Annotated in this window: 23 protein-coding genes; 11 read left to right on the forward strand and 12 right to left on the reverse strand. The window is 62.6% G+C overall.

Annotated features, from left to right (window positions below):
• Positions 1-15: 15 nt before the first annotated feature.
• Positions 16-1,824, reverse strand: coding sequence for an aspartate--tRNA ligase (aspS, locus tag RhoBH5_RS01460; protein ID WP_003944808.1), 1,809 nt, complete (start codon positions 1,822-1,824; stop codon positions 16-18).
• A gap of 163 nt (positions 1,825-1,987) precedes the next feature.
• On the opposite strand from aspS, the gene ypfJ reads away from it, so the two are divergent.
• The 3 genes from ypfJ (at position 1,988) to RhoBH5_RS01475 (ending at position 4,334) form a co-directional block, all read left to right on the forward strand.
• Entirely contained in the window at positions 1,988-2,911 is a 924-nt protein-coding gene (ypfJ, locus tag RhoBH5_RS01465; RefSeq protein WP_042448761.1) for a KPN_02809 family neutral zinc metallopeptidase, read from the forward strand.
• Positions 2,912-2,985: 74 nt separating this feature from the next.
• The gene (locus RhoBH5_RS01470) at positions 2,986-3,615 is read left to right on the forward strand and encodes an ArsR/SmtB family transcription factor (RefSeq protein WP_007728048.1); all 630 of its coding nucleotides are present in this window, start codon (positions 2,986-2,988) and stop codon (positions 3,613-3,615) included.
• A 2-nt stretch (positions 3,616-3,617) separates the two neighbouring features.
• Positions 3,618-4,334, forward strand: a complete 717-nt coding sequence (locus RhoBH5_RS01475; RefSeq protein ID WP_269609275.1) for an SRPBCC domain-containing protein — start codon at positions 3,618-3,620, stop codon at positions 4,332-4,334.
• Positions 4,335-4,338: 4 nt separating this feature from the next.
• On the opposite strand, the gene RhoBH5_RS01480 is transcribed toward RhoBH5_RS01475, so the two are convergent.
• From RhoBH5_RS01480 to RhoBH5_RS01495, 4 genes are all read right to left on the reverse strand, one after another.
• Positions 4,339-5,739 carry a DUF2252 domain-containing protein gene (locus RhoBH5_RS01480; protein ID WP_064444572.1) on the reverse strand — a complete coding sequence of 467 codons (1,401 nt, stop codon included), beginning with the start codon at positions 5,737-5,739 and terminating at the stop codon, positions 4,339-4,341.
• A 31-nt stretch (positions 5,740-5,770) separates the two neighbouring features.
• On the reverse strand, positions 5,771-6,190 hold the full coding sequence (locus RhoBH5_RS01485) for a DUF1622 domain-containing protein (protein ID WP_007728052.1): 420 nt from the start codon (positions 6,188-6,190) through the stop codon (positions 5,771-5,773).
• Between the two features lie 51 nt (positions 6,191-6,241).
• A complete protein-coding gene (locus tag RhoBH5_RS01490) occupies positions 6,242-7,273 on the reverse strand; it encodes an ABC transporter substrate-binding protein (RefSeq protein ID WP_228402242.1) in 1,032 nt (343 codons plus the stop codon).
• 101 nt (positions 7,274-7,374) lie between these two features.
• Complete coding sequence (locus RhoBH5_RS01495) at positions 7,375-7,719, reverse strand: zinc ribbon domain-containing protein YjdM (protein ID WP_003944988.1); 345 nt, start codon at positions 7,717-7,719, stop codon at positions 7,375-7,377.
• 113 nt (positions 7,720-7,832) lie between these two features.
• Here RhoBH5_RS01495 and RhoBH5_RS01500 point away from each other — a divergent pair, with 113 nt between their 5' ends.
• The 4 genes from RhoBH5_RS01500 (at position 7,833) to RhoBH5_RS01515 (ending at position 11,629) form a co-directional block, all read left to right on the forward strand.
• Entirely contained in the window at positions 7,833-8,465 is a 633-nt protein-coding gene (locus RhoBH5_RS01500) for a TetR/AcrR family transcriptional regulator (protein ID WP_003944787.1), read from the forward strand.
• Between the two features lie 41 nt (positions 8,466-8,506).
• A complete protein-coding gene (locus RhoBH5_RS01505) occupies positions 8,507-10,078 on the forward strand; it encodes an MDR family MFS transporter (protein WP_270007879.1) in 1,572 nt (523 codons plus the stop codon).
• A gap of 14 nt (positions 10,079-10,092) precedes the next feature.
• Positions 10,093-10,692 carry a CHAP domain-containing protein gene (locus tag RhoBH5_RS01510; protein ID WP_442972446.1) on the forward strand — a complete coding sequence of 200 codons (600 nt, stop codon included), beginning with the start codon at positions 10,093-10,095 and terminating at the stop codon, positions 10,690-10,692.
• Positions 10,693-10,900: 208 nt separating this feature from the next.
• Positions 10,901-11,629 carry an HD domain-containing protein gene (locus RhoBH5_RS01515; protein WP_270007881.1) on the forward strand — a complete coding sequence of 243 codons (729 nt, stop codon included), beginning with the start codon at positions 10,901-10,903 and terminating at the stop codon, positions 11,627-11,629.
• A 1-nt stretch (position 11,630) separates the two neighbouring features.
• Here RhoBH5_RS01515 and RhoBH5_RS01520 read toward each other — a convergent pair whose 3' ends face one another.
• Entirely contained in the window at positions 11,631-12,002 is a 372-nt protein-coding gene (locus tag RhoBH5_RS01520) for a cupin domain-containing protein (protein WP_003945018.1), read from the reverse strand.
• 89 nt (positions 12,003-12,091) lie between these two features.
• Between RhoBH5_RS01520 and RhoBH5_RS01525 the strand changes: the two genes are divergently transcribed.
• Positions 12,092-12,910: a helix-turn-helix domain-containing protein gene (locus RhoBH5_RS01525; protein WP_270007882.1), complete on the forward strand. Its 819-nt coding sequence runs from the start codon at positions 12,092-12,094 to the stop codon at positions 12,908-12,910.
• Positions 12,911-13,005: 95 nt separating this feature from the next.
• On the opposite strand, the gene RhoBH5_RS01530 is transcribed toward RhoBH5_RS01525, so the two are convergent.
• Entirely contained in the window at positions 13,006-13,461 is a 456-nt protein-coding gene (locus tag RhoBH5_RS01530; protein WP_270007883.1) for a hypothetical protein, read from the reverse strand.
• Positions 13,458-14,513 (reverse strand): LacI family DNA-binding transcriptional regulator, encoded by a 1,056-nt coding sequence (locus RhoBH5_RS01535; protein ID WP_270007884.1) that lies wholly within the window; start codon positions 14,511-14,513, stop codon positions 13,458-13,460. The genes RhoBH5_RS01530 and RhoBH5_RS01535 overlap by 4 nt, the downstream gene beginning before the upstream one ends.
• Before the next feature lie 70 nt (positions 14,514-14,583).
• Here RhoBH5_RS01535 and RhoBH5_RS01540 point away from each other — a divergent pair, with 70 nt between their 5' ends.
• Positions 14,584-15,813 carry an MFS transporter gene (locus RhoBH5_RS01540; protein ID WP_039972887.1) on the forward strand — a complete coding sequence of 410 codons (1,230 nt, stop codon included), beginning with the start codon at positions 14,584-14,586 and terminating at the stop codon, positions 15,811-15,813.
• Here RhoBH5_RS01540 and RhoBH5_RS01545 read toward each other — a convergent pair.
• The 4 genes from RhoBH5_RS01545 to RhoBH5_RS01560 are packed head-to-tail and all read right to left on the reverse strand — an operon-like array spanning position 15,774 to position 21,518.
• Positions 15,774-16,442, reverse strand: a complete 669-nt coding sequence (locus RhoBH5_RS01545) for a class I SAM-dependent methyltransferase (protein ID WP_042449164.1) — start codon at positions 16,440-16,442, stop codon at positions 15,774-15,776. The genes RhoBH5_RS01540 and RhoBH5_RS01545 overlap by 40 nt on opposite strands.
• Positions 16,443-16,478: 36 nt before the next feature.
• Entirely contained in the window at positions 16,479-19,022 is a 2,544-nt protein-coding gene (locus RhoBH5_RS01550) for a polynucleotide kinase-phosphatase (protein WP_270007885.1), read from the reverse strand.
• Positions 19,019-20,443: a 3' terminal RNA ribose 2'-O-methyltransferase Hen1 gene (locus RhoBH5_RS01555; RefSeq protein ID WP_270007886.1), complete on the reverse strand. Its 1,425-nt coding sequence runs from the start codon at positions 20,441-20,443 to the stop codon at positions 19,019-19,021. Before RhoBH5_RS01555 ends, RhoBH5_RS01550 begins: the two co-directional genes overlap by 4 nt.
• Before the next feature lie 37 nt (positions 20,444-20,480).
• Positions 20,481-21,518: an Rv2578c family radical SAM protein gene (locus RhoBH5_RS01560; protein ID WP_270007887.1), complete on the reverse strand. Its 1,038-nt coding sequence runs from the start codon at positions 21,516-21,518 to the stop codon at positions 20,481-20,483.
• 98 nt (positions 21,519-21,616) lie between these two features.
• Here RhoBH5_RS01560 and RhoBH5_RS01565 point away from each other — a divergent pair, with 98 nt between their 5' ends.
• On the forward strand, positions 21,617-21,982 hold the full coding sequence (locus RhoBH5_RS01565) for a RidA family protein (protein ID WP_019748335.1): 366 nt from the start codon (positions 21,617-21,619) through the stop codon (positions 21,980-21,982).
• Positions 21,983-22,036: 54 nt separating this feature from the next.
• Complete coding sequence (locus RhoBH5_RS01570) at positions 22,037-22,921, forward strand: DUF5995 family protein (RefSeq protein WP_333482234.1); 885 nt, start codon at positions 22,037-22,039, stop codon at positions 22,919-22,921.

Here is a 22,921-nt window from a genome sequence, read left to right on the forward strand (position 1 = left end):
GATCCGGTGTCGGCTCTACTTGGCTTCGCCGGTGTCGCCTTCGGACTTCTTGTCCTCCGACTTCTTCTCGGGCTTCGCGTCGATACCCGATTCCTTGCGCTGCTGAGCCGAGATCGGTGCCGGAGCATCCGTCAGCGGGTCGACGCCGCCGCCGGATTTCGGGAACGCGATGACCTCACGGATGGAATCCATGCCGGCGAGGAGCGCGGTGATGCGGTCCCAGCCGAATGCGATTCCGCCGTGCGGCGGCGCACCGAAGGCGAAGGCGTCGAGGAGGAAGCCGAACTGCTCCTGCGCCTCTTCCTCGGAGATACCCATCACCTTGAACACTCGTTCCTGAATGTCCTTGCGGTGGATACGAATACTGCCGCCGCCGATCTCGTTGCCGTTGCAGACGATGTCGTAGGCGTAGGCGAGAGCGGAATCCGGATCGGTGTCGAACGTGTCGAAGAACTCCGGCTTCGGCGACGTGAACGCGTGGTGCACGGCGGTCCACGCGGAGTGGCCGAGAGCGACGTCACCGGATGCAGTGGCGTCGGCGGTCGGCTCGAACATCGGAGCGTCGACGATCCACACGAAGGCCCACGCGTCAGGATCGATGAGGTCCTTCTTGCGGGCGATCTCACCACGGGCAGCGCCGAGGAGGGCGCGCATCGGCTTCGTTGCACCAGCTGCGAAGAAGACGCAGTCTCCCGGCTGAGCTCCGACGTGGGCGGCCAGGCCCTCACGCTCGGCGTCGGTCAGGTTCTTGGCAACAGGTCCACCGAGAGTGCCGTCTTCACCGACCAACACGTACGCCAGACCCTTGGCCCCACGCTGCTTGGCCCATTCCTGCCAGGCGTCGAGTTGCTTGCGCGGCTGGCTTGCACCGCCGGGCATCACGACGGCGCCGACGTACTCCGCCTGGAACACGCGGAACGTCGTGTCCTTGAAGAAGTCCATGCACTCGACGAGTTCGATGTCGAAACGCAGGTCCGGCTTGTCGCTGCCGTAACGACGCATTGCCTCGGTGTAGGTCATGCGGTCGATCGGCGTCTTGATCTCGTGGCCGACGAGCTTCCAGAGCGCCGTCAGGATTTCCTCGGCGAGCAGGATGATGTCGTCCTGGTTGACGAAAGCCATCTCGATGTCGAGCTGAGTGAACTCGGGCTGGCGATCGGCGCGGAAATCCTCGTCGCGGTAGCAACGTGCGATCTGGTAGTAGCGCTCGATGCCGCCGACCATGAGGAGCTGCTTGAACAGCTGCGGGCTCTGCGGCAGTGCGTAGAAGCTACCGGGCTGAAGGCGCGACGGCACCAGGAAGTCACGGGCACCCTCGGGCGTCGAGCGCGTGAGCGTCGGAGTCTCGACCTCGACGAACTCGTGATGCGCGAGAACGCCGCGCGCTGCAGCACTTACCTTGGAGCGCAAGCGAATTGCGGAGCCGGGGCCTTCACGACGCAGGTCGAGGTAGCGGTACTTGAGGCGCGCTTCTTCGCCGACCTGATCGTCGAGCTGGAACGGCAGCGGTGCGCTTTCGTTGAGAACCTCGAGTTCTGTGGCGTTGACCTCGATCGCTCCGGTGGGGATCTCGAAGTTCTGGTTGCCCTCTGGGCGAACCTCGACCGTTCCGGTCACGCGAACGCAGTATTCCGCGCGCAGACGGTGCGCCTGCTCGGCCACGTCACCTGCCCGGAAAACTACCTGCGCAACTCCGGATGCATCACGGAGATCGATGAAGATCACTCCGCCGTGATCACGACGCCTGGCTACCCAACCGGTGAGCGTTACGGTCTGCTCTGCCTGCTCGGGTCGCAATGAACCGGCGAGATGTGTGCGCAGCACGGGATTCCTTTCGAACTACTTCCAATAACCGACGACCGACTACTTTGCCTGCGATCCTACGGAGCGAACTGCACAGAGCGGAAACGCGGACCCGCATCGCATGCGAAGCTATCTCCAGAAGTGACGGCAAGCACTTGTTCACGACAGCAGAAAGCGGACATAGATGACCTTCAACGAGGGGGCCCGCGGCGAAGCGGGACGCGTTCAGGTTCAAGGCGGCGGGGGTGGCGGTGGCCGCGGCGGCAAAATCGCGATCGGCGGTGGCGCGGGCGGCATCATCGTTCTGATCCTGGCGCTGTTGTTCGGCGGCGATCCCGGCTCATTACTGGGCACGTCCACCGAGACTTCGAGTTCGTCGACCGGACTGTCGTCGGTCGACGAGTGCACCGGCGCTCAGGCCAACGCCGATGTGAACTGCCGAGTAACGCTGACCGTCGGAAGCCTCGACGACGTTTGGGAACAGCAGTTGGTGAAGCAGACCGGCACGGCGTACGTGCGTCCCGAAGTTGTCTTGTTCAGCGGTTCGGTCAACACCGGTTGCGGCCAGGCGTCGAGTGACGTCGGTCCGTTCTACTGCCCGGCGGACCAAACGGCGTACTTCGACACGAGTTTCTTCCAACTACTCGTCGACCGTTTCGGTTCCAGCGCCGGACCGCTCGCACAGGAGTACGTGGTCGCGCACGAGTTCGGACATCACATCCAGAATCAGCTCGGCGACATCGGCCGCGCGCAGGCCGACCCGCAGGGTGAGCAGTCGGGTGCGGTTCGCACCGAACTCCAGGCCGATTGCTACGCCGGCGTCTGGGCACATTTTGCGGACACGATTCCCGACGAAGCGACCGGTCAACCATTCCTGAAGCCCTTGTCCGAGAGCGATATTCGAGACGCCCTCTCGGCGGCGTCATCGGTGGGCGACGACCGCATCCAGAAGTCCACGACCGGTCGGGTCAACCCCGAAGGCTGGACACACGGCTCCTCCGCACAGCGGCAGGCGTGGTTCAAGACCGGATACCAGACCGGCCAGATTTCGTCGTGTGACACGTACTCGGCGCGGGATCTGAACAACCCGCCCGACCTCAAGCGATAGCGAACCTCCGAAACCATCCCACCGACAATTTTTTCTGTCTTGACAGATTCAGTTGTCGGTGGGATGGTTTTCTCATGTTGGACGTAGCAGTCATCGATCGCCCCGGAGCTGCCGAGGCGTCGCTCGATCCGATTCGGCAACGGATTCTGGCCGAATTGGCGGTGCCGGGATCGGCATCCTCGCTGGCGCCCCGGATCGGGCTGACACGCCAGAAGGTGAACTACCACCTGCGCACTCTCGAAGACCACGGACTTGTCGAGCTCGTCGAGGAACGCAAGCGAGGCAACATGACCGAGCGAATCATGCAGGCCAGTGCCGCGTCGTACGTCATATCCCCTGCCGCCATGTCGGCGCTCGCCCCGGACCCGGGCCGGTTCCCCGATCAACTCTCGGCGCGCTGGCTCGTCAGTCTCGCAGCGCGGATCGTCCGAGAGGTCGGCGAACTGATCGCCGGAGCAACTGCAGCCGGAAAACCGTTGGCGTCCTTTGCCATCGACAGCGACATCACCTTTGCCACGGCGGCCGACCGTGCCGCCTTCGCCGGCGAACTCGGCGAGTCGATCAACTCACTCGTCGCCAAGTATCACGACGGCAATTCCGAAGGCGGACGCAAACACCGCCTCGTTGTCGCCCTGCATCCCAGCCTCACCACACCCCAAACCATCACAACCCAAGCGATCGACGCGCCCGAAACGGAGAAGTAGCAATGTCCGAGAAATTCGAAATCCGCCGCGAGGTGGTCGTCCCAGGAACCCCCGAGCAGATCTGGGCCGCCATCTCGGCCGAAACGGCCGGCTGGATGTTCCCCTCCCCTCTCGAGATCCCCGCCGACGGCAGCCGCCCGGACAGCCCGATCATCGCCACGTGGGAGCCACCCCGCGAACTCGCCATCCACATGCAAGGCCCCGACGGCTGGTTCAACAACCTTGAATACGTCGTCGAGGCCCGCGACGAGAGCACCGCCGTTGTCCGCTACGTCCACGCCGGAGTGTTTGCCGATGACTGGGACAACCAGTACGACGGCGCGAGCAAGCACACGGACTTCTACCTGCACAGTCTCGGCCAGTACGTGCGGTACTTCGCCGGCAGGCCCACCACCTATGTCTCGGCTGAAGGCCCGGAATCCTCTTCCGCGCCGCAAGCGATGGGAACGCTTCGCAGCGCCCTCGGAATCACCTCGGGCGCCGCTGTCGGTGACTCCGCGTCGGTGGAAGTCCCCGGAATCGGAACCGTCGACGCGATTGTCGACTACATCAACGACTGGTTCATCGGCTTGCGCACCCAGGACGCATTGCTGCGGTTCTACGGCCGAAATGCTTTCGGCGGCACCGTCGACGCGGCCCATCACCTCTTCGCAGAGGGTGCTGACGGTGGATCAGCAACGGCAGCGTGGCAGGGCTGGCTCGACGGCGTGTTCGCCTGAGTCGTCACACTCCCCGCTCTGCTGACACGCGACCGTCGTCGATCGCGGTCAGCAGAGCGGCATGATCGCGTGCATTGCGCTTGGCGTAGGCAGCCGCGAACTCCCCGATCGCGAAATCGAATTCGGTTCCGTCACCGAGATATTCGGCGATCGCTATCCGATCGGACGAGCGAGCGTGTGCGTAGGCAAGGACCCTGGCGCACAGGCGCCCGTAGAGTTCCAGCCCCTGCGGCACCATCTCTTCGATGACTGCCGACCCTTTACCGTCACGCAGTTGACGAATGTAGAAATCGTGCTCACCCTCGTCGAGCCCCGGCCCTCGTTCCCAGCCGAGAAAGATGTCGCTTGTCGCTTGCATCAAGCGTTGCCCGTTGACGACGCGTTCCCCTTCGTTCTTGAAGGTCGGACCATCGACGTAGCCGGACAATACCGAGGGTTGCGCTTCCTTGACCTGCAGGATCAACGGATCGTCGTCGTCGACTCCTTTCATGAGGATCATCCATGCGCGTGTTCCGACGCTCCCGACACCGACAACCTTCCGCGCAATGTGCGTCATCTCGAAGCTTTCGAGCAACACCCGACGGTCCCACTGCAGCGTGCTCCGATACGACCGAACGCGCTGACGTAGCAACTCCTCGATCTGCGTGAGATCGGTCCCTGCGAACAACTCGTTTGCGGGCACGATCAGCGGCGGATCACTGATGAATTGCCGCCGGCCGTCGACGATTTCGGTGAACTTGCCTGCCGCCTGCACACTGTCGCGGCGACGAGCCTTGTCCAGCGTCGCTTGTGTGCGAGCAAGCATGCGCTTCTTCAGGTCGATCTGGAGAGCCTCGAGCCCGTCCTCGGGTGCGATGTGCGAGTACCAGACTGCAAGATTTCCCAATCCTGCCTGGGTGATCATGGTTTCCCGATACTCGGCCGCGCATCCGCGAACGATCTTCTTCCGCTCCTTGCCCGAAAATCCGTTGTCCTTTGCGGCGATCACCAAACTTGCGGCCAGTCGTTTCACGTCCCATTCGAACGGTCCCGGGTACGTTTCGTCGAAGTCGTTGATGTCGAACGCGAGCTTTCGCTCGGGCGTCGCATAGATACCGAAGTTGCTCAGGTGCGCGTCGCCGCAGAGTTGGCTGGCAAGACCCGAATCCGGACTGTGTGACAAATCGTCGGCCATCACCAGAGCAGCGCCGCGGAAGAACGAGAACCGCGATGCCGACATCCGCCCGTATCGGATGGGCACCAGGTCCTGTACCCGCGACTTCGCCTGCAATTCGAGCAGTGATATCGGATCACGGTCACTCTCTGCCAGATCCGCGAGCGCGGCCAATGGCGTATCTCTACGCGCCTGACGGCCGCGCGCCCGCCTTTCGTCGACCGTGAGATGCTCGGTACGCACTGCTGTCATCTGCCCGACCTTTCACTCGCAACGGCTATCGCTACGAACTCGACGCGTCGGGCGTCGTGCGGCCTCCTGATCCGCGCGCTGCGCGTACCAGGAGTTCCGGACTTGACACCAACGCCTTGCGCCACGGAAGTACCCCGTCGATCTCAATCTGAATCGACAGGCTCAGCACGGTCCTAATAAGAACGATCATGCCCAGAACTGCGGCGTCTGTCAGCGACGGCGACGACGTCACCGTCTTCACCAGATCAGCGGCGACAAGGATCTCGAGGCCGAGAAGGATGACCGCGCCCATGGTCTCGCGCAGAGTACGAAACGCCGAACTACCGTCCCGCGTTCGACTCCATGCGCGCCCCGCGATCACGAATGCGAACACGAACCCGAGAACCATGGCGACAACACCGAGTACCTCGAACCATTCGGTGACCAGCTCGAAGAACCTGATTTTGTCCATGGTCATGATTCTCGAGGTAATGCACCGATAAGTCGAGGTGACACGACGGCGTCAGCTGAAGATCCGCTCGATGTCGTCGAGTCGCAGCTCGGTCGCGCGGGGAGAATAGCCCGAGCCCCACAGGCTGTCGTCGACGTAATGGACGTTCCCCGAGCGGACAGCGGGAAGACGCTCCCAGAGCGGGTTCATCGCCAACTGCGCGCGGACGTCCTGCTGGTCCTGGAATGCGCCCACGATGATCACGTCGCTGGTCACCTGATCGAGTTGCTCCGCTGTGAGTGTGCGCGTGAACTCCTCCGATGTAGCTCGTTCGCCGGGGAAACCGAGGGCGTCGAGAAGAGCGTCGACCTGGTTGTAGACGACACCGTTCTCGCCGGTGCGGAGGAGGGTCACCGACGGCAACGAACCGAGGGCGGAGAGTCGATCCTTGATTGTGAGGAGGCGCTCTTCCGTTCTCGCGTTCAATTCCGCAGCAGCGTCTTCGCGTCGGACCGCGACGCCCATCGAGGTGACCAACTTCTTCATCTCGGCCCACGTGAGGTACCCGTTGAAGCCGGCGAATACTGGAACACCGGTCGCGGAGAGTTCGTCGTAGGACTTTGCCGCATAAGCATTTCCGGCGGTCAGGAGCATGACGATCAGATCCGGCGACGCGCCGATGATCGCTTCCTTGTTCCACGTCCCCGCCGTGCCGAGGTTCGGGATGTTCGCAGCCTCCGGCATCGTACGCAACACCGCGTCACCGCTCACACCCTCGAGACCGAAGAAGCCGCCGACGATCTTCTCCGGCGGCACACCGAGGTCGAGCACCGTCGCCATGGCGCTGACATGGGCGATGACCATTCGCTGCGGGTCCGACGGAATCTCGACACTGCCCGTCTCATCCTGCACTGTGACGAGACCACTTGGCGCCGAGCCGTTTTCGTCGCTGCTGCACGCTGCAAGCAAGGTCGCGGCCGCGGCACCGAGCCCGGCGCCGAGGAAACCCCTGCGCGTCAGCGCATCGACGATGCGTTTCCACTGCTCGTCTGTATCGAGTGCGGTGTTATCGAGTGCGGGCGCCAGGCAGATCGAGTTCGGCACAGTTCGGTCCATTCGTTCGAGCGGTCGAGAATCACCTCGATTGTGGCTATCGAACCGTCGAAACTGAACAGGATTTCGAGCCGACAACTATCGCTGTCCGGTCACACCTTCTTGACGACGCTCGACTTCAATTGCATCGGTCCGATGCCGTCGACCTTGCAGTCGATGTCGTGGTCACCAACACCCTGAACAAGGCGGATGTTGCGAACTTTCGTACCTGACTTGATGCCGGTCGGACTGCCCTTCACCTTGAGCGTCTTGACGACCGTCACCGTGTCGCCGTCCGCAAGAATGTTGCCTACGGCATCTTTCACCACACCCAGGTCCTCGCCGGCACTATCGGTCGGCGCCCACTCGTGCGCGCAGGACGGGCAGACCATCAACGCGCCCATCTCGTAGGTGTATTCGCCGGCGCATTCAGGGCAAGGGGGCAAGGTGTCTTCCACGCGGTTCATCCTATCCACCAGGCACCCGATCCCCATTTTTGCATTTCATGAGGCATTCTTGGGCGAAATATTGCATTCGATGAAACTTTGCACTCTGTGCAATTATGGATGAAATGGGAACCGAAACTCTCGGATTGCGCGAACGAAAACGAATTGCGACGAGGCAGCTGATCGAGCACACCGCCGTCGAACTCGTTCTCGACCTGGGCTATGACGAAGTGACCGTCGAGAAAATCTGCGAAGCCTGCAATCTGTCGACCCGCACGTTCTTCAACTACTTCCCCACCAAGGACGCAGCGATCGGTGGGCTCATGCTCGTCGTGCCAAGTGAGACGACCATGCTCACGCTCATCGGCGAGCACCCGGACGATCCGCTGCGCGGCGCCCTCGCGGTATTCGAGGCGGCGATGCAAATCGTCGACGAGCGACCCGATCTGCTCGCGCATCGACGCGAATTGTTCGAGCGTCATCCCACGCTGTTGCAACAACATCTGGCCACCTTCCACGATCTTGAAGACACGCTCACCCGGATCCTCACGCGGGAGTTGTCGAACAGAACCGAGTATCGCCGCCTGCACTCGGACACAGCCGCTGCCGACGAAGCCACAGCAACGGTCATCACCGCAGGCGCCGCGATGCGTTACGTCTTCCGAAAATGGCAGAACAGTGAACGGGCAAGCCCCAGAACAGATTTGCTCGATCCGGCACTACTCCTGATGGCTCGAATACTGAGGTCCGAGAGCTGATCCACACTCTCGCACCCGCCGTCACTCAACTAAGGAACTACATGTCCACTCGAGAAGCTGCGACCGTCGAGCCCGACGGCACGCATACCGACACCGAGGCCTCGCCGGACAAACGGTCGATCATCCTCGTTTTTGTCGGGCTGATGATCACGATGCTTCTGGCTTCGCTCGACCAGATGATCTTCAGTACCGCGTTGCCCACCATCGTGGGCGAATTGAACGGCGTCAACCACATGGTCTGGGTGACGACGGCATACATCCTCGCCTCGACCGTCATGATGCCGGTGTACGGAAAACTCGGTGACCTGATCGGCCGCAAGGGCCTCTTCATCGGCGCCATCAGCATTTTCATCGTCGGTTCGGTGATCGGCGGTCTGTCCCACGACATGACCACACTCATCGCTGGTCGAGCCGTGCAGGGACTCGGCGGCGGCGGATTGATCCTGCTGTCCCAGGCGATCATCGCCGACGTCGTCCCCGCCAGGCAACGCGGCCGGTACATGGGTGCGATGGGCGGGGTGTTCGCACTGGCTTCGGTTGCCGGTCCCCTACTCGGCGGCTGGTTCACCGAGGGCATCGGTTGGCGTTGGGCCTTCTGGATCAACATCCCCCTAGGCCTACTCGCCATCGCGAGCGCGATGGCATTTCTGCACCTGCGGAAGCCGAACCTCGGCAAGCCTCGCATCGACTATCTGGGCATGGTTCTCGTCGCGACGGCAGCGACGTGTCTGATCCTGTTCACGACCTGGGGCGGAAACACCTACGCCTGGGGATCGGCCGTCATCATCGGGTTGATCGTCGGCTGCGTCGTGACGGCAGTGGCTTTTGTCTTCGTCGAAAAGCGTGCCGACGAACCGGTGATTCCGATGCATCTGTTCGCTCAGCGCAACTTCGTGTTGACCACCGTCGCCGGCCTGATCATCGGAATCGCCATGTTCGGTGCGCTCGCCTACCTGCCGACCTACATCCAAATGGTGACCGGCAAGAACGCCACCGAAGCTGGATTGATGATGATTCCCATGATGGCGGGCCTGCTCGTCGCCTCCATCGGGTCCGGCCAGCTGGTCAGCAAGACCGGCCGCTACAAGATCTTCCCCATCGTCGGAACATCCATCGTCGCTGTTGCTCTGGTCCTGCTCTCACGTCTGACGCCGTCGACCTCACTGCTCGTCTTCGGTTGCTACATCGCACTCATGGGTATCGGACTCGGCCTCGTCATGCAGATCTTGATCTTGATCGTGCAGAACACCTTCCCCGCGGCCGAAGTGGGAACGGCCACCGCGTCGAACAACTTCTTCCGCCAGATCGGTGCGTCGTTGGGCAGCGCGATCGTGGGCAGCCTGTTCGCCTCGCGACTGACCAATCTCCTGGCCGAGCGACTCCCGGCGAATGGCGGCGCGGTCGGTGGTGACGAGAACTCCTTGACCCCGGGAATCCTCTGGAAGTTGCCGAGCCAGGTTCGCGAGATCATCGTCGGCGCGTACAACGACGCGCTCGCGCCGATCTTCCTCTACCTCGTCCCCTTGGTCATCGCAGCGGTCGTGTTGTTGCTCTTCGTCGAGGAGAAGCCCCTCGCGACGACGATCGATCGCTCGGCACCCCCGCTCGAGTAATTGACTATCGTGGCGTGATGTCGCACGTACCGAATACGCCCAGACGCACTCTCGCTGTTCTGGGCGTATTCGGCGTTGTAGTGGTTGTCGTTGTCGCCGGCGCACTGTGGTGGTTCGCGCGCGGCGACGACGCTCTTGCCGGCGAGAACCTGGATTCGTTCCCGGCCGTCGACCACAGCATTCTCAGCGCTCAGCAGAGTGCGCTACTGGGCGTCCTCGAGCAGGAATGGGAGTCAGGGAGTCCCGGCACCAAATACGCCGAGGGTGTCGAAGAATCGTGGTGTGCCGATTTCGTGAGCTGGTCGATGAACCAGATCGGCACGCCATTCTCGAACCCCAACTCAGGGTCGTGGCGCATCCCCGGGGTGTACACGCTGCAGGAGTATTACGAGTCCGTCGACGCGTTTGTCCCCTACGGTCGGGACTACCAACCCAAGGTCGGCGACACGATCCTGTACGGCGACTCGAGCCCCTTCGGCCAACACGTCAACGTCGTTCTGGTCAACGACGGCGGCACTCTGACGACCGTCGGCGGCAACGAGAACAACAAGGTCATGCTCCATCGCATCGTCCCGTCGGAAGTCCCGGGGATCGTCGGGTTCGGCGTCATCTGAGCCCAGCCCCACCGTCGTCGCTTGATGGTTCTTGCGAAGTGTAGAGGTGAGGTTACAGATTCGGGGTTGCCGTTGGATGGCACTTGCTATCAACCAATATTCGGACAATTCCCTGTTTCCGTCGTCGACAGATATTCATATCGAACGAAGGATCAGACCTGGCAACTAGATTCATATCCAGCTGTCCCCTACCTCAGACAGGAATTCGATGCGCCCTGGTGAGCTGACCACCCTCGAGCAGATACAACTCATGGCCCGCGCGGCTGCTGCGCAGGCCATGAGTGCTCCGTCGATGCTCCGACTGCGGCTCGGCCGCTACCCCACTCGCACACCCGAGCTGCGCAAACGCCCACTCCCCGACACCAAGCTGTGCAGCGAAGCGCTCGATCATGCCAGAGGAACCCTGTCCCCCGCGGTCTTGAACCACAGCCTGCGCTGCTGGATCTGGGCCGACGCCTTCGCGCAGATCGATGCGATCGAGTACGACCCCGAAGATCTCTTCACTGCGTGCGCCCTTCACGATGTCGGACTGGGCGCAGAAGGATCGGCCGAGCACGGGTGTTTCACCTACATCAGTGCCGCAGACGCAGAAGAACTCGCGACCAGAGTGGGAACTTCGGAGAGGTCGGTACAGCGAATCGGCGAAGCGATCCGTCTGCACATGGATCTGACCGTCGACCGCGGCGCGGGCGCTGACGCCTACCTACTGCATGCCGCAGCGCATTTCGACGTTGCCGGTCGGCGTGCGCCCGAAATTCCGCGAGCAACTGTTGATGCAACAATCGCGGAGTACCCGCGAACAGGGTTCACCGACGAGTTCACGCAGTCGATGCGGCGCGAGGTCCAGCTCCGTTCGCACTCTCGCGCGGCGACGCTCTGGAGATCGGGAATGGCCTTGCCGTTGCGTACCAATCCCCTGGATTGGAAGAGCCGGTAAACTACGAAAAGTCCTCGAGCACTGCGGTTCGCGCCCCTCCGACGTTCCCGGTATTCACCACGCCAACGGGTTCGATCAACATCACCTCCGCTTCGTCCTCGGCGATCGGGCAATGTTCGACTCCGCGAGGTACCACGAACAGTTCACCGGGCCCCAGTGGAACATCTCCGTTTCGGAGTTGGATTCGAATCTGCCCCTTCGTCACCAGGAACATTTCGTCGGTGTCGGTGTGGGAGTGCCAGACGAATTCACCTTTGATCTTGACGATCTTGATCTCGTAATCATTGAGGGCCGCAATCTTCTTGGGCGACCAGTGCTCGGTGAACTGACCGAACTTCTCGCGGAGCGATACCGCTGTTGCCGAACTGTTCATGTTGTTCCTCCCTCGGGCGCGCCACCACCGCGATGACGACCCCGCCACTCTTCGTCACCCGAGGCAGCTGCGTCTTGTACGTTTCTGACATGGATCCCCGCGGCGCACAGATCACCGCGTGGGCACCGGGCCTCGCGGGAATCACCGAGGTCTTTCATGCCGATTTTGTCGGACACGCCTATCCCAAACACACGCACGATCAGTGGTCCCTGATGCTCGTCGACCGCGGCACGATTGCATACGACCTCGATCATCGCGCTCATGGCGCGGCACCCGAGATCGTGACTCTGTTGCCGCCAGGCATCGCACACGACGGAGTTCCGGTCACCGAGGCCGGATTTCGTCAACGAATCCTCTACCTCGACACGTCAGTTCTCGGCGAGGTCCTCATCGGCCCGGCGGTGGACAGCCCCGAGATTCGAGACCCTCTGCTGCGCCATCGCATCGATCAACTGCACTCTGCACTCGGCCCGGACGGCGAATCACTCGAGGCCGAAAGTCGCCTGGGATTCCTCGCTGAAAGATTGAACGAGATCCTCACACCGGCCACAGGTCGATCCCGTCACACGCCGACCGTTGACGAACGCGTTGCCGATCAACTTCGGGACCTGCTCGATGCGCGACTCACAACGGGAATCACGATGCGGGAAGCGTCGAACATCCTGCAGCGGAACCCCACGTATCTGATCAAGAACTTCGCGAAGCATTTCGGGCTTCCGCCTCACAAGTACGTGACGGGACGTCGAATCGATCTGGCGCGACGCGCAATCCTCGCCGGGCGCGAATTGGCGGACGTGGCCGTCGACGTCGGATTCCACGATCAATCCCACCTGTCGCGGCACTTCGTCAAGCATGTCGGGGCGCCGCCCGGCAAATACTCACTGAACGTGGCCAGTGGAGCGCGCTAGTCGCAGCACCCGGCACCGGTTTCGTCGAGCAGACACTGGTTCCGGTCAGCTGGAGTCTGTGTCCACTGAATGAAAACGGTGTCAGGTCCCAACGATCAAGCAGCCGTCTCGAGGTCGACCAGGAGGAAGTCCTCGCGCCGCGGCCCGTATTCACGATCGGTCAGCTGATACGAGCGCAACGCACGAGGTGCACGCGCCAACTCGTAGAAGCGCTCGGAGCCCGGCACGAATTGCCTCGTAGCCCAACCCCAGTTCGGGCCGTGCGGAAACTTCGGGTCGGGCAGCATGTCGGACTCGATCGACATGAGCCGCAGGCGCCGAACTACTCCGGTCGTGGCGGCATCTGCGCCGAAGTCTATCCACGCCTGACGCGCGTTTGGGTCGTCACGAGGAGTTCCGGCAAGTAGGTGCAATGCACCCGCGACTTCGGCAACCGCCCACCGGCGCGGGTTGTCGGCATTCCAGGAGAGTCCCCACCGGACGGTCTCCCCCAATTCTGGAGGAACAAACCACCGAAAACGCAGACCGTCGACGATGACCGGGGTGATCATCGCGTCGAGGTTCGCCGACGCACCGACCATTCGACCGGCTCGACCGCATCGTCCAGCCCGAGAACCACGCGAGCTGCATTGCGCCCTTGATCGAACAGGGACTGGCGAACCGTCGTCAGGCCGGCGTCCGATGCGGCTGTTGTGTCGTCCCATCCGACGACTGCGACATCGTCGGGCAGCGCGAGGCCGAGTTCACGGATCGCGTCCAGAACCCCCAGAGCCAGTTCGTCACTCATCGCCAAGATGACATCGGGCCTTCGGCTCTCGGGAACGTCGAGCAGGGACCGAGCCATCCGCGCACCCTCGCTCCGCTCGTTGACAGTGACGACCCCTACCCGCACCGAGGGCCAATCGAGGCCCGCGTCGCGGACGGCGCGCTCGTAGCCCTCGAGCCGATGGCGGGACACCGGAAAGAACGCTTCACCTGGATCCACGTCCATCCGAATCTCGGACCGACGCTCACGATCCCACGGAAGGCTGATCACCGCGGGCCGCTGCGCCCCCGACAACCCGACTGCCCCGATCGCAACGGCGCCGGCAACATCGTCCATCCCGACGAGATCCACACCCTCGTGCAACGGACCACCCTGGATGCATGCGGGTTTTCCGGTGCCGACAATCGCGTCGAGGATGGGATCGTCGAAGACGGTGGTCCAGACGACAAAACCGTCTACTGCCGCGTCGCGAACTCTGTCGACGTCTCCGGCTTTCCCCGAGTTCGGCAGCATCATCAGCCCGGCGTTTGCATCCAGGCACGCTTCGGCGACTCCCGAGAGGAATCGCCGAGCTACTGCGTCTTCGAAGGCGTACGTCAGCTTCTCGCTGAAGACGACCGCGATGTTGTTGAATTTCCCGCTCCGCAAGGACTGCGCCGCCCGGTTCGGGCCCGCGTACTCGAGCTCTTCGGCGGCGGCGAACACCTTGGCCCGCGTTGATTCAGACACGCGCTCGGGCTGCGCGAAGGAGTACGACACCGACATCACCGACACGCCTGCGGCCTTGGCGACGTCGGCCATCGTCGGACGACTCGAACGCTGCGCACGTATGGCCATGAGCATCAGCATAGCGAGTGAAAAATATCCATTGCGCAGGTGTGTATCGATACATGTATCGTTACACAACATGAGTGCTCGACTGCCGAAGGCAACCACGCTACGGCTGATGACACTGGCCGGAGCAGCCTTCGCCTACGTGACGGCCGAAATGCTCCCCGTCGGACTGCTCAGCGAAATCTCGACGGACCTCGACGTCACCGAAGGGCGTGTCGGCCTACTGCTGACCTTCTACGCATACGGTGTCGCGGTCTTGACGCTTCCGCTGATCGGAGCGGTCAAAACCTGGCCGCGACGACGCGTCGTCGTTCTGACGGTGGCCACCCTCGCGGTGTCGCAACTGGTCGCAGCATTGGCCGTCAACTATCCGATGCTGGTGATCGGACGATTGCTCTGCGCTGCGACGCACGGAGTGTTCTGGGCTGTCGTTGCACCGGTCGCAGCCACCCTCGTTCCGCGCGGACAACAGGGCAAGGCCATCGCGATGGTGTATGCCGGAACGTCTCTCGCTTTTGTTCTCGGAGGGCCACTGTCTTCGGCGATCGGCCAGTCCTGGGGTTGGCGGACCGCGTCGGCGGCAATCGGTGTGGTGGCAGTGGTCATTGCTTTCTCACTGCATCGTGCGTTGCCCGAAATGCCGGTCGATCAACACCATCGGAGCAAGCGAGACAAACCGAAGCCGACACCGGCGATGAAACGGGCACTCGCCGTCATCTGCGCGGCAACGCTGTTTGCCGCCCTGGGGCAATTCGCTTCGTACACGTTCTTCACACTTCTGGTGGAGGAAAGCCTCGGCTCGTCCGGTGGCATCCGTACCGCGATGCTTCTGGTCTACGGCGCCGCCGGCGCCGTCGGAGTGTGGGTCGCCGGCAAGTACTACGACCGCCGACCGCGCCTCTTCACGCTCATCTCGATCGCGACGGTGGCAGGCGCGCTGGCCATCTTCTGGCTCTTGGCGCCGTCGATGGGAGCGTTCGCTGTCGTCGCCACGATCTTGTGGGGTGCGGCGTTCACCACCGTTCCGATCTGCCTCCAGTCCTCGGTTCTGCGCGCCGTCCCTATCGGGACCGACCGTGCCTCGGCCATCTACGTTGTCGTGTTCCAGATCGCGATTGCAACGGGCGCTCTGCTCGGTGCGGCCGTCGTCGACAGTGGCGGGCTCTCACATCTGGCGGGCATCGGGGTCGCTCTGATGATCGCTTCGTTGGCGATAGTCGGGTTCGGCCGACGCGCGTTTCCCCAGGAACCGGAACGGTCTACTCACTCCCCCACCGACGCGCCGGCCGGACTCTCGTCGTAGATCAGGGTGTATCGCCAGAACAGTCGTCTCCTGATCCGGCTACCTGGCAGACACAACGCGGCCGCGCGCCGGACGTCAGCCATCGACTCACCCGGTTCCGCGGTGGGAGCTGTCATCGCCTTCAGTGGCTCGGAGGCAACCCGTCGATGCTTGACGACGCCGACGACGGGATTGCACACGGTCGCCAACACCGACAGGAGTGCGTCGGTGGCTGTGGTCGATCGATAACACCCGACCACGACGAGCCGCCCGCCCGGTTCGAGCAGGCTACTCAGCTGCTTCATCGATTCTTCGAGTGGAAGATGATGCAACGCTGCGACGACTGTGATCGCGTCGTACTTCGCCTCGGATGCAAAGTCCTCGATCCGCTGCGCGTCGATGATCACGTTCCCGTCGTCGACAAACCTTGCGCGCACGGCGGCCGAGGTTGTCAGGTCGGGTTCCACACCGACCACCACGTCGAACCGCCGACGCAAGAGGTCGATCAGATTGCCGGTCCCGCTCCCCACGTCGAGAGCGCGACCGGACCTGACCCCGCGCAGATTACGTAGAACCCACCGGCCGTAGTGATCGTTGTGACTCCACGGATGGCGTCGATTGAAACCGTCCAAGCGAGCAATCACACCCATACCCGACGGTATCAATCCGAGCCCGCGCACCGGCCGTCACAACCGCGGGTCGACCGGCTCCGATTCGAGAGCCAGCACCGCGAACACGGCCTGGTGCGCTCGCCACAAAGGTTCACGGTCGACGAGCCTGGATACCGCCTCCATGCTGAGCGCGTACTCGCGCAGCGCCATCGACTGCTTGTGTCCGAGGTTGCGGTTACGCAACCTCGCAAGCGTCGACGGTTCGAGGTAGTCGGCACCGTAGATCAATCGCAGGTACTCCCGGCCGCGGACCTTGATCCCCGGCTGAACCTTCGCGTTGTACCCCCGCGGTCCGTGAATCTGATTCGCCAGCGGTTTGACGACCATCCCCTCACCACCGTCGCCGGTGAGCGACTCCCACCACTTCGTCGCTTCGAACACCGAGTCCTCGGAACCGAGATCGACCACCAGGCGACGTGTAGTGGTAAATCGACTCGGGTCGGCCGCGGTCAGGCGGTCCGAAATACCGAGGTGCCATTCGTGATCCCGTTCCCCGTACGACTGGCCCTCGGCCGCCAGAATCTGGAACGGCGCGATGGTGACGCCGTCCAGTCCGTTCGTCGGCCACACGTACCGTCGGTACGCCTCGCCGAAGCGCTCGATACTGGCGGCCCGAACAGTTGTCTGTTCGAACATCTCCGCCACGTCCAGGCCCCGCGACCCGGCCCGCGCCAACACGGCCTCGCGAGCTGTGAGGTCTGATCGCCCGGCCGCCGCGACCGACGCGTACTGCGAGCGCAGCAGACCTTCCGCTTTGACGTTCCACGGCAACAGTTCGCAGTCGAGGAGCAGCCAGTCGGTGCCCAGCTCTTCCCACAACCCAGCGGAGGTGACTGCGGCGGCGATGTCGTCGATCAACTGCTGAGTCAGGTCGTCGTCGAAGAACTGGCGGCCGGTGCGGGTGTGCACCATCCCGGTGAGCGCATCCGGTGCGTCGAAGCGGGACTGAGCAGCCGATCGATCACGGCACACGAGCACCACTGCCCGCGAACCCATGTGCTTCTCTTCGCAGATCACTGTTCCGATTCCGCCGGCCCGGTATGCGTCGAACGCGGTCGACGGGTGTTCCAGATAGTCATCGGATTGGGCGCTCGCGCAGGGCGCCATGGTCGGCGGTAGGTATCGCAGCCATTGCGGCGCGACCGCGAATCGGCTCATCACTTCCAAGGCGCCGGCAGCGTTGTCGGTGCGAACGGACACTCGACCGCGCAGTTCGGTGTCGACGCCGGTCGTTTCGAGGACGTCGGCGAGATCGAGCACATCCGGATCACGAGTCGGCGGTGCCAGCGGTACCACCGGCTCGTACCAAACCTGCTCCGCCGGAACCGACACGATCTCTCGTTCCGGGTATCGAAGGGCGGTGAGGGATCCACCGAAGACGCACCCGGTGTCGAGGCACGCGGTGTTGTTGATCCATTCCACCTCGTGCACCGGCGTGTGACCGTAGAGGACCATCGCTGATCCTCGGTAGTCCTGCGCCCACGGGTATCGAACGGGTAAGCCGAATTCGTCCGTCTCACCGGTAGTTTCACCGTAGAGCGCAAAGCTCCGGACTCGACCGGATGCCCTGTTGTGGTAGTCCTCCTTGAGACCGGCGTGCGCGACAACGAGTTTGCCGTCGTCCAGGACGAGGTGCGCGACGAGGCCGTCACAGAAGTCGACGACGCTTTCGCGGAACTCCGCCGACTCGGTGGCCATCTGCTCGAGGGTCTCGGCGAGTCCGTGACTCGGCGTGACCTTCTTGCCGCGCAGCGCCTTGACGAGTTTGTTCTCGTGGTTACCCGGAACCGCTATCGCGTGTCCCGCCGCGACCATCCCCATGACCAGACGCAGCACACCGACCGAATCCGGACCTCGATCCACGTAGTCACCGAGGAAGACGGCAGTTCGCCCGACCGGCGGCACCGCATCGACAGCTCTGCCATCCGTCCCGAAGTCGATGGTGTAGCCGAGTTTCACGAGGAGCGTCTCGAGCTCGCTTCGACATCCGTGGATGTCACCGATGACGTCGAACGGACCACGCTCGACACGCAGATCGCTGCGGAGCGGGTGGCGCAAGAATGTGGCTTCGGAAACCGCGTCCTCACCTCTGAGTATGTGAACCGAACGGAAACCTTCCTTGCCCAACCCGCGAAGCGAGCGAGTCAGCTGTTGGTGCTGGCGGCGAATGACGTCGCGTCCGAACGTCCGATCAGAGCGTGCGTCGTTGCGCGCAGAACAGACCGATTCCGGAATATCGAGCACGACTGCCACCGGCAGTATGTCGTGCTCGCGAGCCAACGCAACGAGTCGCTTGCGCGCGGCGGGCTGGACGTTGGTCGCGTCGACCAACGTGAGGCGTCCGCGTCGCAAACGCTTGGCCGCGACGAACTCCAGCACTTCGAAAGCATCGGACGTCGACTCCTGTGAGTTCGGATCATCACTGATCCACCCTCTGAATGTGTCACTCGAGAGAGTTTCGAACTCACCGAAGTGACGCGCCGCGAAGGTCGACTTTCCCGAGCCACTGACGCCGATGAGTACTACCAGGGCGAGATCTGGAATCTCGTACACCGTCATGACGTTCGTGCCTCCTTCGTGAAGATTGCCATCTGTGTCGGCCCGCCAAGGACCGGATCAATTGCTCCGACAAATTCGAACTCCACGCAATAGCCGTGGACTCGGGCCGTTTCGGTTGCCCAGTCGCGGAATTGGGTTCGGGAGAACTCGAACCTGTGATCGGGGTGCCTGAACTCTCCCGCGGCCAATGCCGGATACAGCACGTTGTAGTCGGCATTCGGAGTAGTCAGCAGCACATACTGCGGTGCTGCGTCCTCGAAGACCGATCTGACCAGCGCCGGCAGGCGCGCCGTGTCGACGTGCTCGACCACCTCCATCAGCACGGCTGCGTCGAAGCCTTTCAAGCGTGCGTCGCGGTACGTCGCGGACGACTGCATCAAAGACACACGTTCACGTTGGGCGTCGGACATTTCGGTGAACTTCAGTCTGCGTTGCGCCCGTGTCAGTTCGCGCGCGCTCACATCGACGCCGACAAGTTTGTCGAATTGAGCGTGCGGCATCAGCACCTCGATCAGTTTGCCTTCGCCGCAACCGATGTCGACAATCGTTCTGACGTGCAGTCGCTGAAGCGTCGCCAAAACTGCGTCGACGCGAAGCCGTGCCAGCGGCGGATCCGGTCGCGGTAGTTCGATCTGCGCCTCTGCTTGGTCGGGAATCAGTCGATCGACCACCGATTCGACCAGGTCGCGTCGACGCGCCAGGTAGCGGGACATGATCAGCGCGGAATCCGGATGCGACGCCAACCACTCTCCAGCGACGCGGATCAACTTGTCTGCCTCGTCGGGTCCCACCCAGTAGTGCTTCACGTCGTCGAGGACCGGCAACAGCACGTAGAGGTGCCGAAGGGCACTCTGCACCGTGTGTTCCCCGGTGAGCGTCAACGACACGAAGTCGGAGTTTCCCCACGTCGGCAGGTGCGGATCAAGCTGCACCGGTATCGCGGTCACATCCCAGCCCAGCGGCTCGAACAACCGACGAGGCAATTCCGCATCGCCGCCGCACGGAACCACCGGAATCGAGACGGTCAACGCGAGTTCGGTTCCGACGAGTTCCGGGTGCGACTTGCACGTTCCCGTCAACGCGGTGCGAAACAGCTTCGACAGAGCAACCGAGAGTATGGACGACGCCGCATACGGCCGATCGTTGACATACTCACCCAGCGAAAAGTTGTCGCCACTCTTGCCGCGTCGATACCTACTCTGCACAAGTTCGATGGGGTCGACGTCCACAATCACTGCCACCGTGGTCTTTTCGGCCGAGGCCTCAGGGTACAGAACCGTGGCGGCGCCGATCGCCAAGTCGAAGCTTTGCACGCGGTCGGGATGTTTGTGCAGCAGGTAGCTCAACGCGGTCGCATCAGGAGTCTGCGGGGTCGGGGTGGACGTCAGTGTGAGTAGCACCAGGCGAATGTAGCCCGGCAAACGTCCGGGGCGCCTCCGATTTACGCGCCCGCGGCCGTCAGAACAAAGTGAGAGCTGCTCCCGCACCCACCAGTTCCCGGGGCGCCTCACGCGGCTCACTGCCAGCTGCACTGACGTCTCGATGCTCCGAACGACCACCCAACCCATGGCGCTCGACCAGTGGCTCGACACGGCTTGCGAGCCAACGCTTGTATTCGGGAGTGACATTCGCGCCCCGCCCGTACAGCTCGCGGTAGCGACGGATGAGCGCCGGATGTTCCTGAGCAAGCCAATTCATGAACCAACCCCGAGTACTCCCCCGCAGGTGCATCGGGAAGACCGTCACACTCGTCGCACCGGCTTCGGACAGTGCCTCGAACAGCCCGTCGAGATGACTGGTGGAGTCGGTGAGGAACGGAATGACCGGCGCCACCATGACATTGCACGAGAATCCCGCGTCGGTGATGGCGCGGATCATCTCGAGACGCGCCCGCGGCGACGGGGTACCAGGCTCGATCTGCTTCTGAAGTGCAGCGTCGTTGATCGCCAACGACACACCGATTCCGACGTCGACCTGCGCTGCCGCCATTTTCAACAGCGGCAGGTCCCGTCGGAGCAGAGTTCCCTTCGTCAGGATCGAGAAGGGAGTTCCGGATTCGGTCAACGCGCGAATAATGCCGGGCATCAAGCGGTATCGGCCCTCGGCTCGCTGATAGGGATCGGTGTTGGTACCCAGTGCCACCGCCTCCCGTTTCCAGGACTTTCGCGCCAACTCTTTGCGGAGCACCGCGGCAATGTTCGTCTTCACGACCACTTGGGAATCGAAATCCGCGCCGGCGTCGAGGTCGAGATACTCGTGACTCGGTCTCGCGAAACAATATCGGCATGCGTGCGAGCAACCACGAAAAGCGTTGACGGTGAAGCTGAACGGCAACGTCGACTCTTCGGGCATCTTGTTGAGCGCGCTCTTGCAGAGCACCTCGTGAAACGTGATTCCCTCGAACTCGGGAGTCTGCACGGAGCGAACCAACCCGGCCCGTTCGAGTCCGGGTAGCGCTCCGTCATCTGCATCCAATGCCTGACCCGACCACCTCATGGCCCCAAGTCGAACACTTGTTCTAAGGTATGTCAAGATGGAGCGAATACCCGACCGTGCCTCACCACGGCCGGGAAGTTGTTGGCAGAATTCGGTGCATGTCGAACAGAATCAATATTTCGTCCGGTTCCGAATGGGAACCCAAGATCGGTTACTCCCGTGCCGTGCGCATCGGTAACCAGATCGCAGTCTCCGGCACCACCGCTCCTGGTGAGACCCTCACAGATCAGACCCGCGCAGCACTCGAAACGATCAAGGCGGCACTGGCCGAGGCCGGCGCCTCGCTCGACGACGTCATCCGCACTCGCATGTACCTGCGCGACATGACGCAGTGGGAGCAGGCCGCTCTCGCGCACGGTGAAGTGTTCGGCGAGATTCGTCCCGCCACGACCATCCTGGAGGTCAGCTCGCTGATCGACCCCGCTCTGCTCATCGAGATCGAGGCCGACGCGGTCCTCAGCTGATCGCCAATCCGGACGTTTGTGACAGTGGGCGCCTAGTCTGAGCCGATGAAACCGATGCGGCTGTATCCGTTGACGCTCGCGCTCGGCATCACCGTCACTTTCCTCTCGCCCGGCTCTGCACTCGCAGAACCGGGCGAGAGTCTTTCGACGGCTTGCGGCAGCCCGCTGAGCAATGCCGAGGTCGATAGGATTGCCGAACTCAGCGACGTCTCGACGCTGAACGGTGGCGGACTACCTCGCCTCGAGACCGCTGTCGAACGTCATCGTGAGATCACGTCGATCCTCGTCTCCCACCACGATTGGCGAGGCCTGTTCTCCGTCGGCCTCGACGCTGTCGAGCACGAGGCGGTGATGCCGCTGCAGCGAGACCCCGCGGCCTTCGACGATGACGAGTGGGCCCATTCGGTCAGCTACGAATTGCTGCGAAGGTACCTGGTGAACGTCCATGCGGAGTTCACCGGCACTCCCACAGATCCGGCGTGGAACAACTACTTCACCCTGACGCGTCAGTGCGACGCCAGTCCGGCACGAGTCGCCATGGCCGGCTACAACGCGCATCTCACCGTCGACCTCGCTCACGCCGTCGCCACGTCCGGAACCACAGCAGAGGATGTCCCCGATTTCTACAAGATCGTCGATTCGATTGCCGTCAAAGGTGGTTCGATCGTGACGCTCACCAAGGCCGAGTACGACGCCGATCTCGGGCCCCTCTGGCGGTTCTACTTCGTCGGCGAAGGACTCGACCGATTGGCCGGAAACTCGCAGCCCTCGGAACTGTTGCTCCGCGCCGCCGACAGCGGATACAACACCATCACGCTGGCCAACGGGTTCGCCCTCCAGAATCCGCAGACACGTCCCGGCGCAGAACAGGAGATCGACGCGCTCTGGCGTACTACAGATTCCGCTCTCGACGTACTCTCGCGACTCGGTGGTCTCTGA

This window comes from Rhodococcus sp. BH5 (assembly GCF_027583855.1).
Taxonomy (GTDB): domain Bacteria; phylum Actinomycetota; class Actinomycetes; order Mycobacteriales; family Mycobacteriaceae; genus Rhodococcus_F; species Rhodococcus_F qingshengii.

Bases quoted from the DNA above. Each gene is read 5' to 3' on its own strand.
- RhoBH5_RS01475 (WP_269609275.1), top strand. From the start codon at position 3,618: ATGTCCGAGAAATTCGAAATCCGCCGCGAGGTGGTCGTCCCAGGAACC.
- RhoBH5_RS01525 (WP_270007882.1), top strand. From the start codon at position 12,092: ATGGATCCCCGCGGCGCACAGATCACCGCGTGGGCACCGGGCCTCGCG.
- RhoBH5_RS01540 (WP_039972887.1), top strand. From the start codon at position 14,584: ATGAGTGCTCGACTGCCGAAGGCAACCACGCTACGGCTGATGACACTG.
- RhoBH5_RS01565 (WP_019748335.1), top strand. From the start codon at position 21,617: ATGTCGAACAGAATCAATATTTCGTCCGGTTCCGAATGGGAACCCAAG.
- ypfJ (WP_042448761.1), top strand. From the start codon at position 1,988: ATGACCTTCAACGAGGGGGCCCGCGGCGAAGCGGGACGCGTTCAGGTT.
- RhoBH5_RS01500 (WP_003944787.1), top strand. From the start codon at position 7,833: ATGGGAACCGAAACTCTCGGATTGCGCGAACGAAAACGAATTGCGACG.
- RhoBH5_RS01470 (WP_007728048.1), top strand. From the start codon at position 2,986: ATGTTGGACGTAGCAGTCATCGATCGCCCCGGAGCTGCCGAGGCGTCG.
- RhoBH5_RS01530 (WP_270007883.1), bottom strand. From the start codon at position 13,461: ATGATCACCCCGGTCATCGTCGACGGTCTGCGTTTTCGGTGGTTTGTT.
- RhoBH5_RS01480 (WP_064444572.1), bottom strand. From the start codon at position 5,739: ATGACAGCAGTGCGTACCGAGCATCTCACGGTCGACGAAAGGCGGGCG.
- RhoBH5_RS01535 (WP_270007884.1), bottom strand. From the start codon at position 14,513: ATGGCCATACGTGCGCAGCGTTCGAGTCGTCCGACGATGGCCGACGTC.
- RhoBH5_RS01505 (WP_270007879.1), top strand. From the start codon at position 8,507: ATGTCCACTCGAGAAGCTGCGACCGTCGAGCCCGACGGCACGCATACC.
- RhoBH5_RS01550 (WP_270007885.1), bottom strand. From the start codon at position 19,022: ATGACGGTGTACGAGATTCCAGATCTCGCCCTGGTAGTACTCATCGGC.
- RhoBH5_RS01520 (WP_003945018.1), bottom strand. From the start codon at position 12,002: ATGAACAGTTCGGCAACAGCGGTATCGCTCCGCGAGAAGTTCGGTCAG.
- RhoBH5_RS01560 (WP_270007887.1), bottom strand. From the start codon at position 21,518: ATGAGGTGGTCGGGTCAGGCATTGGATGCAGATGACGGAGCGCTACCC.
- RhoBH5_RS01515 (WP_270007881.1), top strand. From the start codon at position 10,901: ATGCGCCCTGGTGAGCTGACCACCCTCGAGCAGATACAACTCATGGCC.
- RhoBH5_RS01570 (WP_333482234.1), top strand. From the start codon at position 22,037: ATGCGGCTGTATCCGTTGACGCTCGCGCTCGGCATCACCGTCACTTTC.
- RhoBH5_RS01545 (WP_042449164.1), bottom strand. From the start codon at position 16,442: ATGGGTGTGATTGCTCGCTTGGACGGTTTCAATCGACGCCATCCGTGG.
- RhoBH5_RS01485 (WP_007728052.1), bottom strand. From the start codon at position 6,190: ATGGACAAAATCAGGTTCTTCGAGCTGGTCACCGAATGGTTCGAGGTA.